Here is a 22,737-nt window from a genome sequence, read left to right on the forward strand (position 1 = left end):
AGATTAAGAAGACTGGATGAAGACCCGCGACCGTATCCTTGAATGTGCCCTGCAGTTGTTCAACCACAAGGGCGAACCGAACGTGTCGACCATGGAGGTGGCCAATGAAATGGGGATCAGCCCCGGCAACCTCTACTACCACTTCCATGGCAAGGAACCCTTGGTGCTGGGGTTGTTCGAGCGCTTTCAGAATGAACTGGCGCCGTTGCTCGACCCACCGGCCGACGCGCAACTGGAGCCCCAGGACTACTGGCTGTTCCTGCACCTGATCATTGAGCGCATGGCCCACTACCGTTTTCTGTTCCAGGACCTCTCAAACCTGGCCGGGCGCCTGCCCAAGCTGGCCAAGGGCATTCGCAACCTGCTTACGGCGCTCAAGCGCACCCTGGCGTCACTGCTGGCACGCTTGAAGGCGGCCGGGCAGTTGGTCAGCGATACCCAGGCGCTGGGGCAGTTGGTGGAACAGATCACCCTCACCCTGCTGTTTTCCCTGGATTACCAGCGCATTCTCGATCGCGAGGGCGAGGTGCGGGTGGTCGTTTACCAAATTATGATGCTGGTGGCGCCGCATCTGTTGATGCCGGCGCGGCAGGCCACGGAGCGTCTGGCGCTGCGTTATCTGGACGATCACATTTAACGCTGCTCGGTGAGCATCAGCCCAGCGCGCCGAATTGTTGAGTGAACTTGAATAACTCACTGTCGTTCCTGATCCCCAACTTGCGATAAGCCGATTGTTTTTGCGTGCTGATGGTACTGGCGCTGCGCGAGAACTTGGCGGCAATCGAGTTCACCGACATGCCATCCAGAAAACAGCGCAGTACTTCCTGTTCTTTTGGAGTAAGGCAGGCATTCAAGCGTAATGGCGATGCAAAATCCGTGGTGTTTTTTTGGCTGATGGCCTCCCACACCGATTGCGTACCCTGCAATGCCGGCACCATGCAGGGCTGTAAATAAATCCTTCCTTGGGCGACGGTTCGAATGGCGCTGATCAACTCGGTCAAGTTCTGGGTTTTACCGAGGATGCCCCAGCATCCCGCTTTCAACGACAGCGATACCGTCGCAGGCGTGTAGTGGGAACATACAATCAATGGTCGACACTGGCTGAAACGACGGTTCAGCGCCTGCAGCAGGCTGAGCCCATCGATTTCCGCCGGTGCCAGTATGAAGTCCATCACCACGACATCCGCCGATTGCCGGGCAAGTGCGTCCAGCAATTGCCGGCCCGTGGCAAAAGAACCGATCACCTTGATATCGGACGCTCCACTCAGGCCCAGCTCAATACCTTGCCGAACCATTTCGTGGTCATCCAACAACATGACGGTATACGCATGACTAGTTGAAGTAGGCATACAGACACCCGCATAAGTAACGCAACGATCTACACAATCCACCCTTATTACCAGCCCGGTATAGCCCAGGCCTACACAGGGTTCAATATCGCCGCACAACGGATATCGACACGCCCTACAGAAGCCGCTGACGGACAGCGCTTACAGCAACTTTCACAGCTCGAACAAGACTTGCAAAAAACCATAATTAAAACAGCACCGTTTCGAACTATCTCGAACTAAAAGTCGTGGCTTCGCTATAGAACGCATTAACTTTTAGATACAAATTATTCACATCCACCGAGGCCCCTTATCGATCAATCACCCTGGAAATACCATGAACGTCAATATTCTCTCCCCCGTCACAGTCCTACTGGCCTTGGCCGCCGCACTCCCCCACGCTGCGTTCGCGGTCGACGGCGTGATCAATTTCAGCGGGCTGGTCACCGATGTGACCTGCACGGTCGAAGGTGCAGCGCCGGGCAGTGGCGCGGTGGTCAAAGACGTCAACCTGGGTGGCGTCTCGGCAGCGCGCCTGGCCACCGCTGGCAGCCGCGCCAACCTGACCGGTTTTACCATTCGCATTGGCGCGCCCGGAGAAGGCAGTTGCACCAACGGGCGCATCGCCATGGTCGCGTTCGACCCAACCAGCCCCGCCATCGACGTGGCTACCGGACGCCTGAACATCGATGGTCATGACGACCCGGCCGACACCACCAACGCCAAGAATGTGCAGGTCGAAGTCACCAGCCGTAGCGGCTCGCCGATCAATGTCTACAGCGAAAAATCCGAGAGCGTGGTGATCGCCGATAACCAGGCAATCATCCCGCTGGCGGCACAACTGTATGCGAGCGGACCGGCCACCGAGGGCAAGGTCAACACGCGGGTCGGCTTTATGATCGAGTACGCCGAGTAACGCCATGAGCAGCCAAACCCGACGGGTGCTGGTCACCTGGGCCTTCAGTCTGTTGTCGTGGTGGACGTCAGCCGGCCAGGCCGGCGTGATCATCCACGGCACGCGAGTGGTCTACCCGGCCGAACAGCAGGAAGTAGTCGTGCGTCTGGAGAACCGTGGCAACCGCCCGGCGCTGGTGCAAACCTGGCTGGACAGCGGTGATCGACACTCGACGCCGGCCACCGCACTCACGCCGATCAGCGTGTCGCCGCCAATCTTCCGCATCGAGCCGGGCCAGCAACAGGCCCTGCGCCTGCGTTATACCGGCGAGCCGCTGACCGAAGCGCGTGAACGGTTGTTCTGGCTGAATGTACTTGAAGTGCCGCCGCGTGCCGTGGATGCCGCGCAGAACAATCAGATCCAACTGTCGTTCCGCACCCGCCTGCGGGTATTCCTGCGCCCACCGGCTCTGCCCTATCCGGTGGAGCGCGCGGCCTCGAAACTGCAATGGACGCTGGTCCCCCATGAGCGCGGGTTTGCCCTGCAAGTCACCAACCCGACGCCGTATCACGTATCGCTCGGCCCGGTGATGTTGTTCAGCGCCGGCAAGCGCTTCAGCAAGGCACCGAGCCAAGCGGCCGACGACAGCCTGCTGCTGCCCGCCGGCGACGTAAAACGCTTTGTGCTGCCGACCCTGCAGCAGCGTCCGCACGGCGCCGCTCAGGTCGAGTTCACCAGCATCAGCGACTTCGGCGCCCGCGTGCGCCATGTGGCGGGCCTCAGCCACACGTCTGGTGGATGACCGCCCATGTCCACTCTTTCGATTCGACACACCGTGGCAGCCCTGTGCGCCATGGTCGTCGCGCTATCGGCGCAGGCGAGCGTGGTGATCAGCAGCACACGGATTATCTATCCGCAGTCCCACAAGGAAGTCACCGTCAGGCTTGAAAGCAGGAACCAAGTACCGGTGCTGATCCAGACCTGGCTCGACAACGGCGACGAACATTCGACGCCAGAACTGGCCGACATCCCGTTCGTGGTCACGCCGCCGATCTTTCGCATGGAGCCGGGTAAACAGCAGGTCGTACGCGTGGCTTACACCGGCGAGGGGTTGCCGCCAGCGCAGGAGAGCCTGTTTTGGTTCAACGTGCTGGAGGTGCCGGCGCAGGCGCGAGGCGTCCAGCCCAGTAACCAGTTGCAACTGGCGTTTCGCACACGGATCAAGCTGATCCTGCGTCCCCCGGGCCTGCCCCACGGCGCCGAGGCCGCGCCCGCCAAGTTGCAGTGGCGCCGCGTGTCGAGCGCCTACGGCGAGGCGGTGGAAGTGTTCAACCCGACTCCTTACCTGGTGACCTTCGAGCGTGTCGAGGTGCAGGTCGCCGGGCAACGCCATGGGCGCCAAGTCGCTGCCTCCGGGGCCGGCAATATGGTGATGCCCGGCGCTCGCACCCGTTTCGATCTGCCTGACCTCAAAGCGCCGCCTGGAGCTATGGCCAGCGTGGAATTCCAGACGCTGGACGATTTCGGGGTGAAGGTCCTCCACAACGCCAAGGTCGCCCCATGACCCTCCCTATGCAGGGAGCCGAGCAACACCTGTTTTTGGAAACGCTTAACAATGAGTGCGATCACGCCCACCGGCGTCCGCAGTGCGCCCCTGGCACGCCGTGGTTTGAGTCTGACAATGCGTAGCCTGCTGCTGGTGAGCAGCGCCGAGGCGATGGACGCCCACGGCGCCGAGTATGTGGAGTTCAACCCGGCTTTCTTTGCCGATGGCGCGGCAGGCTTGCAGGTCGATATCGCGAAATTCAGCCAGGGCAACGTCGTGTTGCCAGGCACCTACCGTTCAGAGGTGTACCTCAACGGTCAGTGGCTCGGTCGCGAGAGCGTCACGTTTATCGCCGTCCAGGGTCAGCCGTCGGCACAGCTGTGCCTGGAACGTGAGGCGTTGCAACGCTTCGGTATCGAGGTCGACAGTGCCGACCAACAAACACCCGGCCCGCGCAAACCGTTTGACCGTTGCGCCGAGATCGCCAGCTATCTACCCGGCGCCAGCAGCCAGTTCGATATCGGCGAAACGCGCCTGGACCTGCAGATCCCCCAGGTTTACCTGACGCGCCAAGCGCGTGGCTACGTCGACCCCAGGCACTGGGAAAGTGGCGTGGACGCAGCGTTCGTGCGCTACAACGCCAACACCTTTACCACTCGCACCAACGGCCGCTCGCTGGACTCCCACTACATGGGCCTGAACACCGGGCTCAACCTGGGCGATTGGCATTGGCGACATAACGGCAGCTACAGCCACAGCCTCGGCGCCGCTGGCTATCAGAGCAACGCCACCTATGTGCAGCGCGAACTGAGTCGGTGGCGATCACAATTGATGGCCGGCGAAATCCATACCCCCGGCGAACTTTTCGACAGCATTCGCCTGCGCGGCATCAGCCTGTTCAGCGATGACCGGATGCTGCCTGACTCCATGACCGGCTTCGCGCCGGTGGTGCGCGGTGTCGCCGAAACCAATGCCCGTGTCAGCGTGCGTCAACGTGGCGTGTTGCTCAGCGAAGTGTCCGTGGCGCCCGGCCCCTTTGTGCTCGACGATTTTTTCCCGACCGGTTACGGCGGCGACCTGAGTGTGACGATCACCGAGGCCGACGGTCGCCAGCGCGCGTTTATCGTGCCGTTCGCCGCCAATGCTCACTTGCTGCGACCGGGCTACCGGCGCTACACGCTAAGTATCGGCCAGTTGGATGAGCTGGGGCTGCGCCATCCGCCCAAGTTGATGCAGGCCACTTACCAACAGGGTCTGAGCAATCTGCTGACCGGCTACACCGGCGCGATGCTGGGCGAGGACTACCGCGCCCAATTGGCAGGCGCGGCATTCAACACGCCATTGGGCGCATTGTCCGTGGACCTGACACACTCAAGCGCCGACATCCCCAGGCACGGCTCGCGCAGCGGGCACAGCGTGCAACTGCGCTACAGCAAGAATTTCGCCGACAGCGGCACCCACTTCACCCTCGGCGCTTACCGTTACTCCACCTCCGGTTTTCTGACGGCGGGCGATGCCGCGCAACTGCGTGACCATGCCCTGGACGGACGCGACCTGGACAACGTGTCACGCCTGCGCGACAGGATGGATATCAGCCTTAATCAAAGCCTGAGCCACGGCTCGGTGTATGTGACCGGTTCTTCGCAACACTACTGGAACCGTTCAGGGGGCAACCTGACCTTCAGTGCCGGCTACAGCGGCCACTGGAAAAACCTCCACTACACCCTCAGCGTTCAGCGCGGCCGTGATGTGCTGAGTGGTGAAGTCGATCAACAGCTGGATTTGACCCTGAGCCTGCCTCTGGGCAGCGGCACGCATACGCCTACTCTGACCAGCACGGCCTACCGTGGCGACCACAACAGCGGCGAGCGGATCAGCCTGGGCGGTAGTTGGGGCGAGCACAATCAACTGAGCTACGGCCTGAGCACCAGCCGCACCCAGGGCAGCGGCAACACCCAGAGTGCGGATATGAAATACCAGGCCGATTATGGCGTGTTGTCCGCCAGCTATGGCCACAGCGAGGCGTACCGCTCGACGTCGCTGGGCATGACCGGAGGCCTGGTTGCGCACGCCGACGGCCTGATCTTCGCCCCGGAGCTGGGCGACACCCTGGGGATCGTCCAGGCACCCGACGCCCAGGGCGCGAGGATCAATGGCAACCACGCCGCCCACGTCGGCAAACACGGCCAGGCGGTGGTGAGCCACCTCACGCCCTATCGACAGAACGTGGTCGAGCTGGACCCCAAGGACTTGTCCGTGGATGTCGAACTCAAGACCGCAGCGCGCAACGTCGCGCCCCGCGCCGGCTCGGTGGTGAAGCTGCAATTCGAGACGGTCAGCGGCCAAGCCTTGTTGATCACCACACAGCGCGAGGACGGCAGCCCAGTGCCGTTTGGTTCGGATGTATTCGATGAAGACGGCGCCAGTGTCGGGATCGTCGGCCAAGGTGGAAAGGCGTTTGTTCGGGTCTCCCGGGCGCGGGGCAAATTGACCGTCAAGTGGGGTTCAACCGCCACTGCCACTTGCTGGTTTACCTACAACGCCGCCATCGCGGCCACGGCGCAGAACAAGCAGCGCATGCGGCATCTGAACGCTGGCCTGTGCCGGCTCGGTGCCGACCTCGCCGCGCAGCCGCCAGCGGCCGAGCGCGATGCAAGCGGCTGAACGGCATGATCACGCGCCCCTTGATACCCGGCTTCTGATAACGAGGTTGCCCATGACGCACACTGTTAGATGTTGTTTGCTCCTGCTGATAGTCGGGGCGCCGATCACGGTGCTTGCTGAGTGTCGGCTATATCCCAACTCCGAGCACGGCCTGTCCCTGCCGGATACCATCACCGTTCCCGCCAGCCTTCCCGTGGGCAGCCTGATTATCCGGCAGGCTTTCAACGGCATCGCGCCCAGCTTTGAACTCAACTGCCGCACTTCGACGCCCAGGCAGATTATCGGGCGCTTCACCGACTCGGCGATGGTGCCGGGCGCAGGCGTCACGGCGTATCACACCGGTGTGCCAGGGGTCGGCATACGCGTGCTGGTGCGTAATCACAGGGGACTGGTTTACCCCCATCAACTGCACACCTCGCCCCCGTTCAGTCAGAGCAATGCGTTGCCGCTGTACAGCAATGTCAGCGCGGAGGCGTTGTTCTTCAAGACCGGCCCCGTCACCAGCGGCACGCTGACCAGTGGAAGCCTGGTTGAAGATCGTTGGGACGGCGGCAAAGGCCGCTTTCACTTGCTGCTCAATACATCGGTGCGTTTTGTCGCCCCTACGCCCACCTGCAACCTGGACGCCGGTGACGTCAACCGCACGATCCTGTTCGAGCCGGTGCAAGTCCGTGCATTCGACACCCAGACTGTCGTTGGCGGACGGGACTTCGAGCTGACCGCGCAATGCAGCGATGCCATGAACGTCACGTTCCGTTTTTCCGGGGCTCCGGCACCGGGCAATGATCGGATCTTCGCCAACACGGGCAGCGCCGCAGGCGTTGCGCTCTGGCTGTACTCACGCCTCGGCGGCGGCGTGCAGAACATTCTCGCCAACGGCACCGAAGACACACGCACGCTGGCGGTCTCGGGCAACCGCGCCGTGCTGCCACTCGGTAGCGCTTATCACAAGAACGGCACGGTCACTCAAGGCACCTTCATCAGCACCGTGACCGTACACATCACCTATGACTGACCGATTGAGGATCATGCGATGAACATTCGCGCGCCGGCGGTTTGGCTGGCAATCACTGTGGGCGTGGCCAGCCATGGGGTTCAGGCCGCCACCACGGGGACTTTGACTTTTGTCGGCCAGATCAACGCCGGCACCTGCAACCTGGCGGCCGGCGATGAGAACCGCACCATTACCTTGCCCACCATCAAGGTCTCGGACTTCGATACGGCGGCCAGTACGGGCGCGTTTGATTTCGAGATTTCCGCCGACTGCGAGTCGGATATCAACACTGTGATTTTTCTGTTCTCCGGCACCCCTTCAACGGGGAACGCCCAACTGTTTTCCAATACCGGGACCTCGGGGGGAACAGCCCTGCAGCTCATACACCGCGGCTCCCCCGCGTATGCCATCCCCGCCAACGGCACCGTGGACCAGCGCAGCCGTAGCATCGCAACTGCCGGCAATAAAGCAGTGATGCCGCTTACGGCGGCGTACCACAAAACCGGGGAACCCCTCACCCACGGCAGTCTGGCCAGCGCCGTTACCGTTTCGATCACTTACAACTGATGGCGCTGGCGTTGTTGCCGGCAAAGATCAGCGGGTACAAAAAAACCCGACCTTCGCAGGCCGGGTATTTTTGGATGTCCCGGAAAAATCAGGACTGACTGGAAGGCGTCGGGGTAGCCGGCGTTGCAGTCGGGGTAGCGGCAGCCGGCGTCGGCGCGGAGACCGAGTTGGCTGTAGAGGCGGTGGATGCTGGAGCTGCAGGTTTGGTTGCCGCTGCCGGTTTGGCGGCCGTAGGTTTTTTGGCGGCGGCGGGCTTCTTCGCTGCGGCGGGCTTGGCAGCAGGTTTGGCGGCGGGCTTGGCCGCAGCGGTTTTCGCCGCAGGCTTGGCGGCCGGTTTCGCCGCAGCCTTAGCTGCTGGTTTGGCTGCAGGCTTGGCGGCGGCTTTGGTCGCAGGCTTGGCAGCCGCTTTGGCAGCGACCGGTTTAGCGGCGGCTTTTGCAGCCGGCTTGGCTGCTGCGGTTTTGGCCGCAGGCTTGGCCGCCGCTTTCGCCGGCGCCTTGGCCGCGGTTTTTGCTGCAGGTTTGGCGGCGGCTTTCACCAATGGCTTGGCGGCAGTTTTTGCGGCCGGTTTAGCCGCTGCGGTTTTGGCCGCAGGTTTGGCGGCGGCGGTTTTCACGGGGGCCACTTTAGCGCCGGTGAGTTTTTCGATTTGCTTGGTCAGCGTGTCGACCTTGCTGTGCAACGTCTTCAGCTCCGCTTTGCTGGGTACGCCCAAGCGCGAAATGGCACTGTTGAGGCGCTTGTCGAAGGTCTCTTCCAACTTGCCCCAGGTGTCGGAAATGCTTGCCTTGGCCGAACCTGCACTGGCCTTGGCCGCATCGACTTTCTTGCCAACGGTGGTCTTGGTCAACTTCTCGGCTTTTTCGCCGTCTTTAACCAAGGTCTCGAAGTACTTGCCGCCATCACTGCTGACCTTCGAGTACACGCCTAAACCAGCAAGCCAGATCTTACGGGAGTATTTTTCAACTTCCCCGATCCACGAGCTGCCTTCTTTCTGAGTATTCTTTTTAACAGCCATCCCGTTGTCTCCTTAATGTTTACGCGCGACACGTTCGAGCAATGCCGTCAGCTCTTCGAGCTTAGCAGAGAGTGTCTCCACGTCATGTTTAGACGCAATGCCGATTCGATTCAAGGCACTTGCAACGCGAGTATCAAAAGCTTTTTCAACTTTATCCAGCTGAACTTCTACCCGACCTTTGACCGCAGTGACATTACTCTTTACTTGGTCAATCTGACTGTTGGCGGCATCAAGTTGTTCAACGGCAACTTTTTTGCCTTTACTTTCAATATCTTGACCACTCTTAACCAGCTCTTTGAAATACTCGCTGCCCTCACTGCCGACCTTCGCATAGGCCCCCAGGCCCGCCAGCCAGATCTTGCGCGCGTAGGATTTAACATCGCTCAGGGCGCGGGTTGGAGTGTCGATTTTTTTCTTCAGGATAACGTTGGCCATGGTGCACCTCACACAGAATAGGGGGGAGGAACGGCCCGCAGGAGTTGTGGGCTTGGGCACAAAGTAGGAGGAAAAATTAGAATCGGCACCCTAACCCTAAGAAGTCAGGCCAAGGCTTTGTCCAGGGCTTTTTCGATTTCGGACTTGAGGGTGCCGCTCATGGCGGACATCAATAGGCCAAGTTCCACATCGATACGCAGCGAATCGTCAGCCACAAGTACGGTGCCTTTAACCCCGGAACGCTTGAGGCTCAAGGTATCGCCAGACCATGACGACTCCAGGCCATATTTTTCCTTGAGTTTGTTCGCCAACTTGTCGGCCTTTGCCCGTGCGCCTTCTTTACCCAGGGAGTGTGCACGCTCAACGGTGATACGGGCCATTGCGATGATTCCTCTTGCAGAGACTTGAAAAATAGAGACTTGCACAACGTGAATGCGGCAAAACGTCTCGGCGCCCTTCTATCTTACCTGCAGCCTTGCCAAGACAAAGCAAGCCTTGGGGATTATCATGTGCCGCATTCTCTTTTGGTGACAGCGATATGACTGATCAGCGCAAAGGCAGCGATGCCGAACCCACCACTCACTTCGGCTTCAAGAACGTCCCGGAAAGCCAGAAAGCGGAAAAAGTCGCTGAGGTGTTCCACTCTGTAGCCGCCAAGTACGACCTGATGAACGATGTGCTTTCCGGCGGCATGCACCGCTTGTGGAAGCGCTTCACCATCGAATTGTCGGGCGTACGCCCCGGCAATCGCGTGCTGGACATCGCCGGCGGCACGGGCGACCTGGCCGCCAAGTTCTCCAAGCTCGTCGGCCCGACTGGCCAGGTGGTGCTGGCGGACATCAACGGTTCGATGCTCAAGGTCGGCCGTGACCGTCTGCTCGACAAAGGCGTGGCCGGCAATATCGAATTCGTCCAGGCCGACGCTGAAAAGCTGCCGTTCCCCGACAACCATTTCGACTGCGTGACCATCGCCTTCGGCCTGCGCAACGTGACCCATAAAGAAGACGCGATCCGCTCGATGCTGCGCGTACTCAAACCGGGTGGCCGCCTGTTGGTGCTGGAGTTCTCCAAGCCGACCAACGCGCTGATGTCCAAGGTCTACGACACCTACTCCTTTGCCTTCATGCCGCTGATGGGCAAGCTGATCACCAATGACGCCGAGAGCTACCGCTACCTGGCCGAATCGATCCGCATGCACCCCGACCAGGAGACCCTGAAGTCGATGATGGTGGAAGCCGGTTTTGACCGTGTGACTTACCACAACATGACCTCGGGCATCGTCGCCCTGCACCGCGGCATCAAGCCCTGATGCTGCTGCAAGGTCTTCTCGCCAGCGTCGAGCACGGCCTCAACCGTGTGCTGCGCCTGGACAGCACTGCCCTGGCGCGGCTCGCACACCTTAACGGCAACGTCATCGCCGTCGACTGCCGCAGCCCCGCCTTGCAGCTGTTTATCCTGCCCAGCGATGAAGGCCTGATGCTGGCGACCCAGTGGGCCGCCGACGCCGACTGCACCCTGCGTGCGCCGGCATCGAGCCTGCTGCACCTTGCGCTGAGCCGCAACAAGACCGCCATCCTGCACAGCACCGAAGTTGAGCTGGAAGGCGACAGCGCGGTGCTGATGGACCTGGCCGCCGTGCTGCAGGATCTGGAACTGGACTGGGAATACGAACTCTCGCGCTGGATCGGCCCCGTCGCCACGCAGTTGATCAGCGGTCACGTGCGCAGCCGCACGCGCTGGTACCAGCAGGGATTCGCCAGCCTTAACCAGAACCTCGCCGAATACCTGAGCGAAGAATCGCGCACTCTGGTCGGGCAACGGGAAGCGCAAGCGCGCTTTCGCGAACTCGACAAGGCCAAACTCGACCTGGAACGTCTTGAGGCGCGCTTCGAGCGCCTGAGCCGTTCCCTTGATCCAAGCGATAACGCATGAAGCTGCTCGCCGTCCGCCGTTTGTTCCGTATCCAGCGCGTCGTAATCCGCTACCGTCTCGATGACCTGCTGTTCGCCCTGCCCTTGCCATGGTTCCTGCTGGCGGTGCGCTATGTACTGCCGTGGCGCTGGCTGCCCCGCAAACGGCTGGAGCTCAGCCGCGGTGCGCGCCTGCGCCTGGCATTGCAGGACCTGGGGCCGATCTTCATCAAGTTCGGGCAAATTCTCTCCACCCGCCGCGACCTGCTGCCCGAAGACATCGCCGACGAGCTGATGCTGTTGCAGGACCGCGTGCCGCCCTTCGATTCCCAACAGTCGATGGCGCTGATCGAAGAGCAACTGGGCAAAAAGATCAGCGAGGTGTTCAGGCGCTTCGACGTCGAGCCCCTGGCCTCGGCGTCCGTGGCGCAAGTGCACGCCGCGCAACTCAAGACCGGCGAAGAAGTGGTGGTGAAGGTGATTCGCCCGGGCCTCAAGCCGATCATCGGCCAGGACCTGGCATGGCTGTTTATCCTCGCCCGCGCCGCCGAGCGTTTCAGCGCCGATGCACGCTTGCTGCACCCGGTGGACGTGGTCGCCGACTACGAAAAAACCATCTACGACGAACTCGATCTGCTGCGTGAAGCGGCCAACGCCAGCCAATTGCGGCGCAACTTCGAAGGCTCGCAACTGCTGTATGTGCCGCAAGTGTATTGGGACTGGTGCCGCCCTAAAGTGCTGGTGATGGAGCGCATCTATGGCGTGCAGGTCACCGACCTGGCCACCCTGGCGGACCAGCGCACCGACATGAAGATGCTCGCCGAACGCGGCGTGGAGATTTTCTTCACCCAGGTGTTCCGCGACAGTTTTTTCCACGCCGACATGCACCCGGGCAATATCTTCGTCAGCACCGTCAACCCGTGGAGCCCGCAGTACATCGCGATCGACTGCGGCATCGTCGGCAGCCTCACTCCGGAAGACCAGGATTACCTGGCGCGCAACCTGTTCGCCTTCTTCAAGCGCGACTACCGCCGCGTGGCGCAATTGCACATCGATTCGGGCTGGGTGCCGGCGGAGACCAAGCTCAATGAGTTCGAAGCGGCGATCCGTACCGTGTGCGAGCCGATCTTTGAAAAACCATTAAAAGATATTTCATTTGGCCAGGTACTGATGCGCCTGTTCCAGACCGCGCGGCGCTTCAATATGGAAGTGCAGCCGCAGTTGGTCCTGCTGCAAAAAACCCTGCTCAACATCGAAGGCCTGGGCCGCCAGCTGTACCCGGACCTCGACCTGTGGAATACCGCGCAGCCGTTCCTGGAACGTTGGATGCGCGAGCGCATGAGTCCAAAGACCATGCTGGGCAACCTGCACAGCCAGTTCGAACAGCTGCCGCACCTGGCCAATATGACCCGTGACCTGCTTGAGCGCATGTCCCAACCCCACGCCAAAGACCCCGCGCCACCGTGGCAAAAACGCAAGGACGACTGGTTTCTGCGCTTATTGGGCGCGGCGCATCTGGTGGGTGGCGTGATGCTGGCGATCGGCGGGCCACTGAACCAATTGGGCCATTGGCCGGCCGGGATCATGGTCGCCGTGGGTGTTTATCTGATTGTGCGGCGATAGCCGATCCAGTTATACACTGTTGCAAATTGCCGGAGCCGAACATGAAAGACTGGCTGGACGAAATCAAATGGGACAGTGACGGCCTTGTGCCAGCCATTGCTCAGGACTATAAGACCGGGCGCGTGCTGATGATGGCCTGGATGAACCGCGAGGCCCTGAGCCTCACCGCCGCTGAGCAGCGCGCCATCTACTGGTCACGTTCGCGTGGCAAACTGTGGCGCAAGGGCGAAGAGTCCGGGCATGTGCAGACCCTGCACGAGCTGCGTCTGGATTGCGATGGGGATGTCATCATCCTGAAAGTCGAGCAGATCGGCGGCATTGCCTGCCACACCGGCCGTCACAGCTGCTTCTATCGCGTGTTCGAGGACGGCGAGTGGAAAGTGGTCGAACCGGTGCTCAAAGACCCGCACGCCATTTACTCCGCAGGACACTGAACATGAGCGATACCCTGAACCGTGTGGCCCAGGTGCTGGAGGACCGCAAAGGTGCGGACGCCGACAGCTCCTACGTCGCCAGCCTGTACCACAAGGGCTTGAACAAGATCCTGGAGAAGCTCGGCGAAGAATCGGTCGAGACCATCATTGCCGCCAAGGACGCTCAGATCAGTGGCGACTGCAGCGATGTGATCTACGAGACCGCCGACCTGTGGTTCCACAGCCTGGTCATGCTCGCCCAACTGGGGCAGCATCCGCAGGCCGTGCTGGATGAACTGGACCGTCGCTTCGGCCTGTCCGGGCACGCCGAAAAGGCCTCGCGCCCGTCCGCTTGAATAACGTTGATTAGAGGATTTGCAGCATGGGCATTTTTGACTGGAAACACTGGATCGTCATTCTGGTGGTGGTGGTGCTGGTGTTCGGCACCAAGAAACTGAAAAACCTCGGCACCGACGTGGGCGAGTCGATCAAGGGCTTTCGCAAGGCCATGAACGACGACGAAAAACCCGCCGACCCTGCGGCCAATCCGGTGCCACCGGCCCAGCCTGTGCACCCCCAGGCCGCCCAGCCTATCACCGAGCGTCGCACCTTCGACGTGCAGGCTGAAAAAGTCGAAGAGCCGACCCGCAAAGACTCGTGAGCACTGACTAATGTTTGGTATCAGCTTCTCTGAACTGCTCCTCGTCGGCCTCGTGGCCCTGTTGGTGCTGGGGCCGGAACGCCTGCCCGGTGCCGCACGCACGGCCGGGCTGTGGATCGGGCGCCTGAAACGCAGTTTCAACGCCATCAAACAGGAAGTTGAACGGGAAATCGGCGCGGACGAGATCCGCCGGCAACTGCACAACGAACACATCCTGTCGTTGGAGCAAGAGGCGCGCAAGATCCTGTCGCCCGTGCAGGAGCCGGCCAAACCGGTGGAGCCGGTGGCTGAACACAGCATTGCACCAGCCCCAGCCGCCGACACCGCTCCAACCCCGCCAGAGCCAGTACCGGCGCCCACCGCGTCGCCCGCTCCCCATGACCCTACATTGCCGCCGCGAGCCCCATGAGCGCTGATAAACCGGAAAACGACCAGCACATGCCGCTGGTCTCGCACCTTACCGAGCTGCGTACCCGCCTGCTGCGTTGCGTAGCGGCGATCTTCATCATCTTTGCCGGGCTGTTCGCCTTTACCCAGCAGATCTACACGTTCGTCTCCACGCCGTTGCGCCAGTACCTGCCGGCCGGCGCGACGATGATCGCCACCGATGTGTCCTCGCCGTTCCTCACGCCGTTGAAGTTGACGATGATGGTCTCGCTGTTCCTGGCGATCCCGGTGATCCTGCATCAGATCTGGGGCTTTATCGCTCCGGGCCTGTACAAGCATGAGAAACGCATCGCGGTGCCGTTGCTGGTGTCGAGCATCCTGCTGTTCTACACCGGCATGGCCTTCGCCTACTTCCTGGTGTTCCCGCTGATCTTCAAATTCTTCGCCGCCGCCACACCTGCCGGCGTGGAGATGATGACCGACATCACCAGCTACCTCGACTTCGTGATGACGCTGTTCTTCGCCTTTGGCGTGGCCTTCGAGATCCCGGTGGCGGTGGTGCTGCTGGTATGGATCGGCGTGGTCAACGTGCAGTACCTGAAGAAAATCCGCCCGTACGTGATCATCGGCTGCTTCGTGGTCGGCATGATCCTGACCCCGCCGGACATCTTCTCCCAGACCCTGCTGGCCGTGCCGATGTGGATGCTGTTCGAGATCGGCATCCTGTTCAGTGGCCTGATCAGCAAGCGCAGCGACCACCCGGATGACCAACCCGCCGACGACGACCAGCCGCCAGCGACCCAACCGTGAACCTGCTGCTGCTGGAAGACGCCGACTTTATCGCGGCCGACCGAGTGATCCTGCGGGATCGACGCCTGGTGCATATGCAGGACGTCCACCGCGCGGCGGTGGGCGACAACCTGCGCGTCGGCCGCATCGGCGGGCTGATGGGCAATGCGCACCTGCTGCGCCTTGAGGCCGCCGAGGCCGAGTTACAGGTCAGCTTCGACCTGCCGCCGCCGGCCAAACTGCCCCTGACCCTGTTGCTGGCCCTGCCCCGCCCGAAGATGCTGCGCCGAGTGCTGCAAACCGTGGCGGCCATGGGTGTGCCCAAGGTGGTGCTGGTCAATAGCTACCGGGTAGAGAAAAGTTTCTGGCAGACCCCGTTCCTGGAGCCCGAGGCGATCCGTGAGCAACTGATCCTGGGCCTGGAGCAAGCCCGCGACACCGTGCTGCCCGAGATCATCATCGAAAAGCGCTTCAAGCCGTTCGTTGAAGACCGTCTGCCGGCCATGACCGAGGGCACTTTGGGCCTGATCGGTCATCCGGGGGATTACCCGGCCTGCCCGCGCGGCTTGGATGAACCGGTCACCCTGGCGATTGGACCGGAAGGCGGCTGGATCCCCTACGAGGTGGAATTGCTGACCAAGGCCGGCTTGCAACCGGTGCAACTCGGTGCACGTATCCTGCGCGTCGAAACGGCCGTGACGGCTCTCCTTGCCCGCCTGTTCTGACGCCCCCAACTGCTGATTCCTACAGAAACGCCCTAGGCAGCCGATAAGGCTTGGATAAGTCCAAGCCTTGTTCCAGGGGAGTTTGCAGCATGTATCGTTGGTTAGCCGAAAAACTGGGGAATGTCAGTGTCAAAACCAAGCTGGCGGTAGGCTTTGGCCTGGTGCTGCTGCTGACCCTATTGATCATGCTCACTGGCTGGACCGGGCTGTCGGGGGTAATCAGCCGAGGGGACAAACTGGGTTATATCGCCAGCCTCAATGACTTGACCAAGGACTTGCGCATTGCGCGCCTGGACTATGAAATGCGTCGCGGCGAACAGGGAACCACCGCCGTCAGCGGGCTGCTGGGGCAACTGGACAGCGGCCTTAAAACCGCGCGCACACTGATCGAACAACCCGCCGATATCGCCTTGATCGAAGACCAACTAGCAGCGGTCGAAACCTACAAACGCGCCTTCGAGGCCATGGCACAAGCCGGTGCCAACCGAGAGAACGCCCGTAGCAAGCTGGGCGATACCGCCGACAACGCGGTGGCTAAGGTCGCTGAAGTTGAAAAGGCTCTATTGCAAGGCGACAGCGTCAGCCAGTTCAACAGCATCGTCGAACTGAGCAAGCTGATTCAGCAGGCCCGCTTCCAGGTTCGTGGCTACACCTACAGCGGCAAAGTCGAAGCCGAACAGCCCGCGCTGGATGCCATTGATAACGCCCTCAAGAAAATTGCCAGCCTCAACGGCCAGATTGGCGATCAATTCTCGAACAATCTGGGACAGGCCAGCGTCTCGTTGCAAGCCTACCGCGCAGCGGTCAGCCAATTCCGGGACTCCCAATTGGCCAGCGCTGCTGCCCTGAAAATCATGGGCGCCCAAGGCGATATCCTGATTGATCGCAGCAACAAACTGACTGACTCTCAGACTGTCGTGCGCGACACCGACGCCGCCCACGCAAAAAACCTGTTGCTGCTCGCGACCATCCTGGCACTGATCTTCGGTCTCGTGGCCGCATGGGCCATCACCCGCCAGATCATCCTCCCGCTGGAGCAGACCCTCAAAGTCGCGGAGCGCGTCGCCTCGGGCGACTTGAGCCACAACCTGACCTCGCTGCGCCAGGACGAACTGGGCCAACTGCAACGGGCCATGCAAAGCATGACCGTGGGCCTGCGTGAGTTGATCGGCGGCATCAGCGATGGCGTGACCCAGATCGCCAGCGCCGCCGAACAGCTGTCCGCCGTGACCGAACAGACCAGTGCCGGGGTCAACAGCCAGAAGGTCGAAACCGATCAGGTGGCCACCGCCATGAACGAAATGGCCGCCACCGTGCAGGAAGTGGCGCGCAATGCCGAAGAAGCCTCCGAAGCCGCCGTGGCCGCCGACCAGCAGGCCCGTGAGGGCGACAAGGTGGTGGGCGAGGCGATTGCCCAGATCGAGCGCTTGGCCACAGAGGTCGGCAACTCCACCGAGGCCATGGGCGACCTCAAGCGCGAAAGCGACAAGATCGGCAGCGTGCTCGATGTGATCAAGTCCGTGGCCCAGCAAACCAACCTGTTGGCACTCAACGCCGCGATTGAAGCGGCACGGGCCGGTGAAGCCGGGCGCGGGTTCGCCGTGGTGGCCGATGAAGTGCGCAGCCTGGCGCAGCGCACCCAAAAGTCCACCGAAGAGATCGAAGAGCTGATTGCCGGCCTGCAAACCGGCACTCAGCAGGTGGCGGCCATCATGGACAACAGCCGCGGCCTCACCGACAGCAGTGTCGAACTGACCCGCCGCGCCGGCAGTGCCCTGGCCAGCATCACCCGTACCGTATCGACGATCCAGGCGATGAACTCCCAGATCGCCACCGCCGCCGAGCAGCAGAGCGCCGTGGCCGAAGAGATCAACCGCAGTGTACTGAACGTGCGCGACATCTCGGAACAGACCGCCGCCGCCAGCGAAGAGACCGCCACGTCGAGCACCGAACTCGCGCGCCTGGGCACCCACCTGCAAGCCCTGGTCGGCCGCTTCCGCGTCTGACCCCCCTGTGTCACGGCGACCTGCCTCGGGTCGCCGTTGTCAGCCTGTGAAATTTCCTACGAGTTTTTCAGGCTCTCCCCACCGACAACAGAACTAGCGTTGAACTCAGTTCACCGCGTTAGCGCGCCCGTGGTGCGCCGATACGTTGACGAACGTCCCTCGTTCACTTGTCGGAGGTTAACCATGCTTCGTCGAATGACTCACCTATTGGGCGACGCCAGCGTCACCCTCAAACTGGCCCTGGGCTTCGCCCTGGTACTGGCCCTGAGCCTGGTCATCGCCGTGACCGGCTGGCAGGCCCTGGCCGCATCCCTTTACCGCTCGCAAACCCTCACCGTGCTCGCGCAATTGGCCGTGGCCGGCGAAGAACAGCGCTCCGATCGCATCGTTTACCGCACGCTGGACGATGCCAAAAGCCTCGATCGATTAAGCCACGGCATGGAAAAAGTCGAGGCCGCGCTGGCAGAGCTCTCCAACCGCCTCAAAGTCGCCCAGTCCATTCAGTATTTACAGGAGATGACGCGTCTGTCCGATGCGTTCAAAACGACCCTCAAGGACATACCCACCCGCGTGGAGAAACGGGAAAACGCCCGCGAGCAATTGAAACAAAGCACCGTGCGCATCGGCGATGTACTGGCGCAATTGGCCAGCGACCTGCCGGATCAGGAGGATGAAAAGGCCTTGGATGCTATCGAGAATCTCCGCCAGGCCATTGGGCACGCCGAAGACAGCGCCCAGAGCGCGGCCTGGGCCGCCGATTCGCTGGAGGCCTACGCCCAGGCCGTCAGCGACGCGGAGCGCAGCCTGGAACTGACCCTCGCCGCCGTGGCGAAGCTGCCGGTGGATAACAGCGCGCTGACCAACGCCGTGCAAAGCATCCGCACCCATCTCACCCGCCTCAAGGAGGCGCAACTGAGCACCGAGACCGCGCAAGCCCAGTTGGAGCAACAGCTGGATCAACTGCTCGCGCAGAGCGACCTGTTGAGCCAGGACCAGACCCAACGACGCGACCTCGCCGCCGATCACGCCCGTACCCAGACCTTGGCGACCACGGCCGCCGCGCTGATCTTCGGCGCCTTGGCCGCTTGGGTTATCGCCGGGCAGATCGTCAAGCCATTGCGCAAAGCCCTGGCGGTGGCCAATCGCATTGCCGAAGGCGACTTGAGCCATGATGTCCAGACCCGACGCCGGGACGAATTGGGCCAATTGCAGTGCAGCATGACGCAAATGACGCTCAACCTGCGCGCCCTGATCGGCAACATCAGCGACAACGCCAGGCAGATCGCCAGCGCCGCCGAGGAGCTGTCCACGGTCACCGAACAGACCCGTTCGGGAGTCAACAATCAACGCGACGAAACCGAACAGGTCGCCACCGCCATGAACGAAATGCTGGCCACCGCCCAGGAAGTGGCGCGGCATGCTGAACAGGCGTCGATCGCCGCCAAGCAGGCCAACCAGCAAACCGAGCTGGGCGACCGAGTGGTGACGGATGCCGTGGCGCAGATCGAGCATCTGGCCCATGAAATGGCGCGCTCCAGCCAGGCCATGTTGGGGCTGCAACGGGAGAGCCAGAAGATCGGCAGCGTACTGGAAGTGATCAAGTCGGTGTCGCAGCAGACCAACCTGTTGGCCCTCAACGCCGCCATCGAAGCGGCCCGTGCTGGGGAGGCCGGCCAAGGCTTTGCGGTGGTCGCCGATGAAGTGCGCAGCCTCGCCCAACGCACCCAGCAGTCCGCCGAGGAAATCGAGGAACTGATCGGCGGTTTGCACAACGGCACGCAACAGGTGGCCGACATTATGGACAACAGCCGTGCGCTGACCGATCAAAGCGTCGGCCTGACCCGCAACGCCGGCGAGGCCTTGATGGAGATCGCACGCACGGTGGGGGTGATTCAGGAAATGAACCCACAGATCGCCGCGGCGGCCGAGGAGCAGAGCGCGGTGGCCGAAGAGATCAATCGCAGCGTGTTGAAGGTGCGGGACGTGTCGGAACAGACCGCCACCGCCAGTGAGCAAACGGCCGCGGCGAGCACTGAGCTGGCCCGGTTGGGCACGGATCTGCAGGCATGTGTGGGGCGGTTCAAGGTCTGAACGCGCCCCGGCCGGTTACAGCACCTGGCGCAGGAAGGCTTGGGCGCGCGGGTCCTTGGGGGCATCGAAGAACGCGGCGGGGGCCGCGTCTTCCAGCAACTTGCCGTGATCGAAGAACAGCACACGGTCGGCCACTTCGCGAGCAAAACCCATTTCGTGGGTGACGCAGACCATGGTCATGCCTTCCAGGGCCAGGGTCTTCATCACATCGAGCACCTCACCGACCATTTCCGGGTCGAGGGCCGAGGTGGGCTCGTCGAACAGCATCACTTTGGGGTCCATCGCCAATGCCCGGGCGATGGCTACCCGCTGTTGCTGACCGCCGGACAAGCGGGATGGAAACTCGTTGGCCTTTTGCGCGATACCGACCTTTTCCAGCAGCGCCAAAGCCTTGGCCTCACGCTCCTGCTTACCGCGCTTGCGCACGACTTTCTGCGCCAGGCACAGGTTTTCCAGCACGGTCATATGGGGGAACAGGTTGAAGTGCTGGAACACCATGCCGACTTCGCGGCGATAGGCATTCACGTCGGTTTTCGGATCGGCCAGTTGCAGGCCGTCGATGCTCACCGAGCCCGAGTCGAATTCTTCCAGGCCATTGAGGCAGCGCAGGAAGGTGGACTTGCCGGAACCGGACGGGCCGATCACCACCAGCACTTCGCCCTTGGCCACCTGGGTGGTGACGTTATCCACCGCGCGGACGACCTGCCCACGGGTATCGAAGACTTTTACCAGATCGCGGACTTCAATCACTTTGCGCGAGCCTCCGCTCAAGCCGGCTGGCCATTTTCGACAGCGGCAGGTTGATCAGCAGGTACAGGCCTGCGACGCAGAACAGGATTTCGAACGGTGAGAACGAGGTGGTGATCACTTCGCGGCCGCTCTTGAGCAGTTCGGTGATGGCGATCACCGAAACCAGCGAGGTGTCCTTGACCAGGCTGATAAATTGCCCGGCCAGCGGCGGCAACACGCGCTTGAACGCCTGGGGCAACACGACGTGACGCATCGACTGGCTGGCACTCAGGCCCAGGGATCGCGCGGCCTCGTTCTGACCACGGGTGATCGACTGCACACCGGCGCGCACGATTTCCGCCACATAGGCGCCGGTAAACAGCGACAGCGCGGCGATCCCGGCAAATTCGCGGGAAAGGTTGAGCACCGTGCCGATAAAGAAATAGAAAATGAAGATCTGCACCAGCAGCGGCGTGCCGCGCACCAACTCGACATAGATCGTCGACAGGTCGCGCAGGGTCGGGTTGCTGGACAAGCGGCACAGGCCGGTCGCCAGACCGATCACCAGGCCCAGGATGCCGGACACCACCGACAGCCACAACGTGGTCCACAGCCCCCACATCAACGGGCCCAACGCCCAGTGCCGGGTCACACCGACCACATCGCCCTCGGCCACATCATCGCCGCGGGCCACTTGCAAGCTGTTGTCGGCGACGGTGAGCTTTTGCTCGACGCCCGCGTCATTGCGCAAGGTGACTTCGGCCACATCGCCATTGCGTACCAGCTCGACGACGGTGGAGATATCCGCCGCACGCTGGGCAGTTTCCGCCTGATAGGCGAAGTACTGCGGTACGCGGTTCCAACGCCATTCGTAGGACATCAGCGAGGTGGCGTAATACAAGGCGCCGGCCAAGCCAACCAGCACGACCACCGTCAGCAGGTGCCAGGGCCATTGGGCTTTTTTCTGTTTCATTGAGCTTTCCGGATGTGTGTTGCCTGGTAGGCCGCCATTGTGGGCAAGCCCACTCCCACACTTGACCGAGTTCCAACAGTCAAATGTGGCAGTCTTGCCCGCGATGGGCGCTACGCGGTGTTCAGTCGGACCTTATTCCATGTCCTTGAGCCACTCGGAGCTCTTGAACCACTTGTCATGGATGCGATCGTAGGTGCCGTCGTTCTTGATCTGGTGCAGGAAGTTGTTGATGAAGTTGATGCTGTCGTAGTCGCCTTTCTTCAAACCGAACGCCAGGGGCTCGAAGGTGAACGGTTCGTCCAGGAACACCAGTTTGCCGTTGCCGACTTTCTTCTCGGCCACCACGTTGTACGGCGCGTCATATACAAAGGCATCGGCCTTGCCGTTGACCACGTCCAGCACACCTTCCTGCTCGTTGTCGTAGCCGTGGTACTTGGCCTTGGAGATCAGCTTCTTGGCGACCATTTCACCGGTGGTGCCGAGCTTGGAAGTCAGGCGGTATTTCTCGTCGTTCAGGTCTTTGTAGGACTTGATGGTGCCTTCCAGGTCCTTGCGGATCAGCAGGGTCTGGCCGACCACGATGAACGGTTCGCTGAAGTTCAGGCGCAGGTTGCGTTCCTGGGTCAGGGTCATGCCGCTGCCGATCATGTCGAACTTGCCGGTCAAGAAGGCCGGGATGATGCCGTCATAGCCGGTGGAGACCAGCTCCAGCTTGACGCCCATGGACTTGGCCATAGCCTTGAGGATGTCGACTTCGAAACCGATGATTTCGCCGCGCTTGTCCGTCATTTCGAACGGCATGTAAGTCGGGTCCATCCCGACTTTCAGCGTGCCGCGCTTGACCGCATCGTCGATGGCGCCGGCCTGGGCCGCAGTGGCCGCGACCAGTGCGGTGACGCCTAGCAGCAGCATCGAAAGATACTTTTTCATCATCAAGTCCCCTGAACGATTCTTATAAGGTCGGCGCACAAAAGGGCTGCGCC

The 22,737-nt window shown here is 61.5% G+C and carries 25 protein-coding genes and 1 pseudogene; 19 read left to right on the plus strand and 7 right to left on the minus strand.

Annotation, left to right across the window (positions count from 1 at the left end; genetic code table 11):
• Positions 1 to 16: 16 nt before the first annotated feature.
• Positions 17 to 637, plus strand: coding sequence for a TetR/AcrR family transcriptional regulator (locus ABX75_RS03130; protein WP_034095497.1), 621 nt, complete (start codon positions 17 to 19; stop codon positions 635 to 637).
• A gap of 16 nt (positions 638 to 653) precedes the next feature.
• Here ABX75_RS03130 and ABX75_RS03135 read toward each other — a convergent pair whose 3' ends face one another.
• Positions 654 to 1,349 carry a response regulator gene (locus tag ABX75_RS03135; protein WP_371263971.1) on the minus strand — a complete coding sequence of 232 codons (696 nt, stop codon included), beginning with the start codon at positions 1,347 to 1,349 and terminating at the stop codon, positions 654 to 656.
• Between the two features lie 316 nt (positions 1,350 to 1,665).
• On the opposite strand from ABX75_RS03135, the gene ABX75_RS03140 reads away from it, so the two are divergent.
• From ABX75_RS03140 to ABX75_RS03165, 6 genes are all read left to right on the plus strand, one after another.
• Positions 1,666 to 2,244, plus strand: a complete 579-nt coding sequence (locus ABX75_RS03140) for a fimbrial protein (protein WP_047881446.1) — start codon at positions 1,666 to 1,668, stop codon at positions 2,242 to 2,244.
• A gap of 4 nt (positions 2,245 to 2,248) precedes the next feature.
• Positions 2,249 to 3,025: a molecular chaperone gene (locus ABX75_RS03145; protein ID WP_034095494.1), complete on the plus strand. Its 777-nt coding sequence runs from the start codon at positions 2,249 to 2,251 to the stop codon at positions 3,023 to 3,025.
• Positions 3,026 to 3,031: 6 nt separating this feature from the next.
• A complete protein-coding gene (locus ABX75_RS03150; protein WP_047881447.1) occupies positions 3,032 to 3,787 on the plus strand; it encodes a molecular chaperone in 756 nt (251 codons plus the stop codon).
• A 51-nt stretch (positions 3,788 to 3,838) separates the two neighbouring features.
• Positions 3,839 to 6,433 (plus strand): fimbria/pilus outer membrane usher protein, encoded by a 2,595-nt coding sequence (locus ABX75_RS03155; RefSeq protein WP_047881448.1) that lies wholly within the window; start codon positions 3,839 to 3,841, stop codon positions 6,431 to 6,433.
• A 76-nt stretch (positions 6,434 to 6,509) separates the two neighbouring features.
• Positions 6,510 to 7,448 (plus strand): fimbrial protein, encoded by a 939-nt coding sequence (locus tag ABX75_RS03160; RefSeq protein WP_236238617.1) that lies wholly within the window; start codon positions 6,510 to 6,512, stop codon positions 7,446 to 7,448.
• Positions 7,449 to 7,466: 18 nt separating this feature from the next.
• On the plus strand, positions 7,467 to 7,994 hold the full coding sequence (locus ABX75_RS03165) for a fimbrial protein (RefSeq protein WP_047881450.1): 528 nt from the start codon (positions 7,467 to 7,469) through the stop codon (positions 7,992 to 7,994).
• 88 nt (positions 7,995 to 8,082) lie between these two features.
• Here ABX75_RS03165 and ABX75_RS03170 read toward each other — a convergent pair whose 3' ends face one another.
• From ABX75_RS03170 to ABX75_RS03180, 3 genes are all read right to left on the minus strand, one after another.
• Entirely contained in the window at positions 8,083 to 9,012 is a 930-nt protein-coding gene (locus ABX75_RS03170; RefSeq protein WP_034111412.1) for a phasin family protein, read from the minus strand.
• Positions 9,013 to 9,024: 12 nt separating this feature from the next.
• Entirely contained in the window at positions 9,025 to 9,447 is a 423-nt protein-coding gene (locus tag ABX75_RS03175; protein ID WP_034095488.1) for a phasin family protein, read from the minus strand.
• A 104-nt stretch (positions 9,448 to 9,551) separates the two neighbouring features.
• The gene (locus tag ABX75_RS03180) at positions 9,552 to 9,827 is read right to left on the minus strand and encodes a polyhydroxyalkanoic acid system family protein (RefSeq protein ID WP_034095487.1); all 276 of its coding nucleotides are present in this window, start codon (positions 9,825 to 9,827) and stop codon (positions 9,552 to 9,554) included.
• Positions 9,828 to 9,985: 158 nt separating this feature from the next.
• Here ABX75_RS03180 and ubiE point away from each other — a divergent pair, with 158 nt between their 5' ends.
• The 12 genes and pseudogenes from ubiE to ABX75_RS03235 all read left to right on the plus strand — a co-directional run bounded on the left by ubiE (position 9,986) and on the right by ABX75_RS03235 (position 20,052).
• Positions 9,986 to 10,756 (plus strand): bifunctional demethylmenaquinone methyltransferase/2-methoxy-6-polyprenyl-1,4-benzoquinol methylase UbiE, encoded by a 771-nt coding sequence (gene ubiE / locus ABX75_RS03185; protein WP_034095486.1) that lies wholly within the window; start codon positions 9,986 to 9,988, stop codon positions 10,754 to 10,756.
• Positions 10,756 to 11,379: an SCP2 domain-containing protein gene (locus ABX75_RS03190; protein ID WP_034095485.1), complete on the plus strand. Its 624-nt coding sequence runs from the start codon at positions 10,756 to 10,758 to the stop codon at positions 11,377 to 11,379. The genes ubiE and ABX75_RS03190 overlap by 1 nt, the downstream gene beginning before the upstream one ends.
• Positions 11,376 to 12,980, plus strand: coding sequence for a ubiquinone biosynthesis regulatory protein kinase UbiB (gene ubiB, locus ABX75_RS03195; RefSeq protein ID WP_034095484.1), 1,605 nt, complete (start codon positions 11,376 to 11,378; stop codon positions 12,978 to 12,980). Before ABX75_RS03190 ends, ubiB begins: the two co-directional genes overlap by 4 nt.
• 41 nt (positions 12,981 to 13,021) lie before the next feature.
• Entirely contained in the window at positions 13,022 to 13,414 is a 393-nt protein-coding gene (hisI, locus tag ABX75_RS03200; RefSeq protein WP_034095483.1) for a phosphoribosyl-AMP cyclohydrolase, read from the plus strand.
• 2 nt (positions 13,415 to 13,416) lie between these two features.
• Complete coding sequence (locus ABX75_RS03205) at positions 13,417 to 13,749, plus strand: phosphoribosyl-ATP diphosphatase (protein ID WP_003209299.1); 333 nt, start codon at positions 13,417 to 13,419, stop codon at positions 13,747 to 13,749.
• 26 nt (positions 13,750 to 13,775) lie between these two features.
• Complete coding sequence (locus ABX75_RS03210) at positions 13,776 to 14,054, plus strand: twin-arginine translocase TatA/TatE family subunit (RefSeq protein WP_017738835.1); 279 nt, start codon at positions 13,776 to 13,778, stop codon at positions 14,052 to 14,054.
• A gap of 10 nt (positions 14,055 to 14,064) precedes the next feature.
• Positions 14,065 to 14,463: a Sec-independent protein translocase protein TatB gene (gene tatB / locus ABX75_RS03215; protein WP_034111411.1), complete on the plus strand. Its 399-nt coding sequence runs from the start codon at positions 14,065 to 14,067 to the stop codon at positions 14,461 to 14,463.
• Complete coding sequence (tatC, locus tag ABX75_RS03220) at positions 14,460 to 15,251, plus strand: twin-arginine translocase subunit TatC (protein WP_034095481.1); 792 nt, start codon at positions 14,460 to 14,462, stop codon at positions 15,249 to 15,251. The genes tatB and tatC overlap by 4 nt, the downstream gene beginning before the upstream one ends.
• Entirely contained in the window at positions 15,248 to 15,955 is a 708-nt protein-coding gene (locus ABX75_RS03225; protein ID WP_034111410.1) for a 16S rRNA (uracil(1498)-N(3))-methyltransferase, read from the plus strand. The genes tatC and ABX75_RS03225 overlap by 4 nt, the downstream gene beginning before the upstream one ends.
• 185 nt (positions 15,956 to 16,140) lie before the next feature.
• Positions 16,141 to 17,103: pseudogene (locus tag ABX75_RS29885) on the plus strand (methyl-accepting chemotaxis protein); the annotation flags it as partial.
• Between the two features lie 144 nt (positions 17,104 to 17,247).
• The gene (locus ABX75_RS29890; RefSeq protein WP_371263977.1) at positions 17,248 to 17,961 is read left to right on the plus strand and encodes a methyl-accepting chemotaxis protein; all 714 of its coding nucleotides are present in this window, start codon (positions 17,248 to 17,250) and stop codon (positions 17,959 to 17,961) included.
• A gap of 183 nt (positions 17,962 to 18,144) precedes the next feature.
• Positions 18,145 to 20,052, plus strand: a complete 1,908-nt coding sequence (locus ABX75_RS03235; RefSeq protein ID WP_047881451.1) for a methyl-accepting chemotaxis protein — start codon at positions 18,145 to 18,147, stop codon at positions 20,050 to 20,052.
• Between the two features lie 15 nt (positions 20,053 to 20,067).
• On the opposite strand, the gene ABX75_RS03240 is transcribed toward ABX75_RS03235, so the two are convergent.
• The 3 genes from ABX75_RS03240 to ABX75_RS03250 form a co-directional block, all read right to left on the minus strand.
• On the minus strand, positions 20,068 to 20,802 hold the full coding sequence (locus ABX75_RS03240) for an amino acid ABC transporter ATP-binding protein (RefSeq protein ID WP_034095477.1): 735 nt from the start codon (positions 20,800 to 20,802) through the stop codon (positions 20,068 to 20,070).
• Positions 20,795 to 21,754 carry an amino acid ABC transporter permease gene (locus tag ABX75_RS03245; protein WP_034111406.1) on the minus strand — a complete coding sequence of 320 codons (960 nt, stop codon included), beginning with the start codon at positions 21,752 to 21,754 and terminating at the stop codon, positions 20,795 to 20,797. Before ABX75_RS03245 ends, ABX75_RS03240 begins: the two co-directional genes overlap by 8 nt.
• Before the next feature lie 132 nt (positions 21,755 to 21,886).
• Positions 21,887 to 22,684: a transporter substrate-binding domain-containing protein gene (locus tag ABX75_RS03250; protein ID WP_034095475.1), complete on the minus strand. Its 798-nt coding sequence runs from the start codon at positions 22,682 to 22,684 to the stop codon at positions 21,887 to 21,889.
• Positions 22,685 to 22,737 lie beyond the last annotated feature (53 nt).

Source organism: Pseudomonas sp. ARP3, from assembly GCF_001029595.1.
Lineage (GTDB): Bacteria > Pseudomonadota > Gammaproteobacteria > Pseudomonadales > Pseudomonadaceae > Aquipseudomonas > Aquipseudomonas rhodesiae.